This window comes from Streptomyces niveus (genome assembly GCF_001723055.1).
Lineage (GTDB): Bacteria > Actinomycetota > Actinomycetes > Streptomycetales > Streptomycetaceae > Streptomyces > Streptomyces niveus.
The window spans coordinates 1-3451 of record NZ_MDCR01000513.1 but is presented as its reverse complement, the minus strand read 5'-3'; the positions used below and the strand labels follow the sequence as shown (position 1 = coordinate 3451).

Genomic DNA, 3451 nt, shown 5'->3' with positions numbered 1-3451 from the left:
TCTCCGTACGGAAGAGCGCCGTGTTCGCGTTCAGCCGCTCGCGCAGCCCGTCGGCGCTCTTCCGTACGGAGATGACGGCGGCCGGATTCGAGATCCTGCCCGGCGACCACGCCATCGCCCCCGTCATGATCGGCGACGCCGCCGAGGCCGGGCGGATGGCGGAGCTGCTGCTGGAGCGCGGGGTGTACGTGATCGGGTTCTCCTACCCGGTCGTCCCGATGGGACAGGCGCGGATCCGCGTCCAGCTGTCGGCCGCGCACTCGACCGAGGACGTACGGCGGGCGGTGGCGGCGTTCGTCGACGCGCGCCTGGCGCTGGGCGGCTGAGCGGCCCGGCCCGAAGCGGCCGTGGCCTGGCACTATGGCTGAGTGATCGACCCCCGGCGACTGCGCATCCTGCGAGCCGTGGCGGACCACCGTACGGTGACCGCCGCGGCTGCCGCGCTGTATCTGACGCCCTCCGCCGTCTCCCAGCAGCTCGCCGCCCTGGAGCAGGAGACCGGCCACGCGCTGCTGACCCGCAGCGGCAGGGGCGTACGGCTGACGGCCGCCGGGGAGATCCTGCTCACCCACGCCCACGAGGTGCTCGCCCAGCTGGAGCGCGCCGAGGCGGAGCTGGCGGCGTACGCGGGCGGCGCGGCCGGTGAGGTCACCGTCGCCGCGTTCGCCACGGGGATCGCCGAGGTGCTGGCCCCCGCGATCGCGCACCTCGCGGGCTCCCGCCCCGGCATCCGCGTCCGGGTGCGGGACTCCGAGGGCGACGAGAGCCTGCCGCTGCTGCTCGACGGCCAGGCGGACGTGGCGCTGGCCGTCGAGTACCGGGGCGCGCCCACCGAGGACGATCCGCGCCTGGCGCGGGTACCGCTGTACGCCGAGCCCTTCGACGCGGTCCTGCCCGAGGGCCATCCACTCGGCCGCGAGCTGGAGGTGCCGCTCGCCGGGCTGGCCGACAGCGAGTGGATCAGTCCGTACCCGGGCAACCCGTGCCACGAAGTGATGCGCCTCGCCTGCCAGTCGGCAGGCTTCGAACCGCGCCTGGTGCACTCGTCGGACGACTTCCGCGCGGTGGTCGCCCTCGCGGGCGCGGGCGCCGGGGTGGCGCTCGTACCGCGCTCGGCGCTGCGCGGCATGGAGCTGAAGGGCACGGTCGTACGCCCGGTGTCCGGCCCGCCCGCCACCCGCCGGGTGTTCGCCGCGGTCCGCAGGGGCGCGGACCACCACCCGCTGATCCGCCCGGTGCTGGACGCGCTCACGGAGTCGGCGTCGGGCCTGACGACGGACTGACAGCGGGCACCGGGCACCGGCGTCTAGGTGAGCAGCCGCAGTGCCAGGACCACCACGATGATGATGACCGCCCCGGCCGCGATCAGCCGTCGCTTCAGCCGGTCCGAGAGGGTCGAGACGACTTCGAGGCTGCGGGCGCCGGGAAAGACATGGAAGACCCGGTGCGGGTCGTCCATCAGCTCCACGCGCGCCAGCGGGCACGTTTCGAGAGTCACCCGCCGGGACAGCTCCACCCGTCCGCGCGCCAGGTGCGCCGCCACGGCGGCGCGGTGCTCGTCGTCGACGCCGGCGGGCACCTCGCCGCCCGGCGGGACGGTACGCGGCTGCCACCGCGCGGCGGTGGTCAGCCGCTGCCGGACCTTGTCCGGCCAGTCGGGCTTCGGCAGCGACAGGGACGCGGTCTCGTGCGCGTACTCGACCGTCCCCTCCACCCAGTGCGTCAGGCTGCCCTTGCCGCCGCACACGTCGTGCGTGCCGACACCCGAACCCGAGCAGCGCGCGCAGGTCTCGCGCCCCTGGCCGTCGCAGTGCGGGCAGCGGATCCTGCCCCGCCCCGAACAGCGCGGGCACGCGGCCTCCGGCGTCCGGCACACCGCGCAGCTGACCCGCCCGGCGCCGGGTGCCGTGACGCCGGGACCGCTCGCGGCGGGGCGCGCCTTCGTCGTACGGGTACGGGCCCCGCCCGTCTTCTCGCACGCCGCGCACGGCGCCACGTCGAGGCACACGTCGCACGGCGGCGGCTCGTTGCGGCAGGTGCACGGATGGCCGCCGCTGCCCGAGCAACCGGCGCACTGCTGGCTGCCGTTGTCGCACGGGCAGGGCACCGGCCGGTAGGAGCCGGCGCGGACCAGGGTGATCCTGCCGGGTCCTTCGGGCACCGGTAACGGGTGGTCGGTGATGGCGCCTTCGTACAGAGGGAGCGCCGACAGATCCTCTTCACCGAAGGCGGTGCGCGGAGTCTCGTGGCGTCGCTCGGTGAAGCGGACGACCCGGCAGCGCAGCAGTTGCCGACGCCTCACGTGCCGGAGCCGGGCGCCGCCGATCGCCGGCCCGCCGCCCCTGGCCGAGTGCAGGGTGAGTGCCTTGAGGATGTCCGCGTCGGACAGCGCGTCGCCGAGCGCCTCGTCTTCTCGTGCGTCGGACATGGGCGGATCTCGTCCCTCCTCCGGCGCGCGGCGACGCCGCGCCACCGCAGCGTAGGTCGGCCCCCGACCCACCATCAAGAGGGCGATCCGGGCCAGGCACCGGCGCGTTTGCGTACGCCGTTGCCTGGCACAAACAGTCGCGCCCGCGCTACGACAGCAGGCTCGGCGCCGCCCGGTCCAGCACCGAGCCGACGCGCTCCCAGGTCTCCATGTCCCTTGCCACCGGCGGGAGTTCGGGACCGTCCCCGGTCTTCCAGGACGCGGCGATCGCCACCGGGTCCTCGTCACTGGCCGCCGACGCCGCCAGCGCCGCCGCGCCCAGGGCGACCAGTTCACCGCTCTCGGGCACGATGACCGGGCGGCCGGACAGGCGCCGTACGGTCTCCACCCACGTACGGCCCTGGGCGCCACCGCCCACCAAGCGCAGCGGCCGGGAGGCGGCCCCCGGGTCCGCCGGGTCGAGGCCGCAGGCGCGCAGGACCTCGTCCAGCGCGCGCAGGACGGTGTACGCCGCGCCCTCGTACGCCGCGCCGAGCAACTGCTGCGGCGTCGTGTCGTGCCGCAGACCCGTGAGCAGACCGGCGGAGGTCGGCAGGTCGGGGGTGCGTTCACCGTCGAGGTACGGCAGCAGCACCGCCTCGCCGCCCGGCGCCACGTCGTCACGGTCCAGACGCAGCAGTTCGGCGACCTTGTCGACGGCGAGCGTGCAGTTCAGGGTGCAGCCGAGCGGCAGGAATGTCCCGTCGGCCGCCGCGAACCCGGACAGCGCCGCCGACGCGGGCCGGGTGCGGGTCGCGGCGAAGACCGTGCCCGACGTGCCGAGGCTCAGCACGGGGTGGTCGAGCAGCCCGGCGCCGCCGAGGCCGAGCCCCACGGCCGCGCTCATGTTGTCGCCCGTCCCGGCGGCCACCGCGATACCGGCGGGCAGCCCCAACTGCCCGGCGGCGGAGGCGGTCAGCGAGCCGACCCGCGCGCCGCCGGTCGGGGCGACGGCCGGCAGCAGCGACGCGTCGAGGCCGACGA

The 3451-nt window shown here is 75.5% G+C and carries 4 protein-coding genes; 2 read left to right on the top strand and 2 right to left on the bottom strand.

The genetic code is table 11. The features are described from left to right. Both BHU15_RS37130 and BHU15_RS37125 read left to right on the top strand, forming a co-directional pair. On the top strand, positions 1 to 326 hold a 326-nt coding region (locus tag BHU15_RS37130; protein ID WP_141726984.1), incomplete at its 5' end, for an aminotransferase class I/II-fold pyridoxal phosphate-dependent enzyme. Positions 327 to 368: 42 nt separating this feature from the next. Next, on the top strand, positions 369 to 1283 hold the full coding sequence (locus BHU15_RS37125; RefSeq protein ID WP_069631100.1) for a LysR family transcriptional regulator: 915 nt from the start codon (positions 369 to 371) through the stop codon (positions 1281 to 1283). A 23-nt stretch (positions 1284 to 1306) separates the two neighbouring features. Here the strand turns inward: BHU15_RS37125 and BHU15_RS37120 are convergent, their stop codons facing one another. Beyond that, positions 1307 to 2428: a hypothetical protein gene (locus tag BHU15_RS37120; protein WP_069631099.1), complete on the bottom strand. Its 1122-nt coding sequence runs from the start codon at positions 2426 to 2428 to the stop codon at positions 1307 to 1309. Positions 2429 to 2576: 148 nt separating this feature from the next. After that, the coding region (locus BHU15_RS37115) for an FGGY-family carbohydrate kinase (RefSeq protein WP_255293309.1) at positions 2577 to 3451 on the bottom strand (875 nt) is incomplete at its 5' end.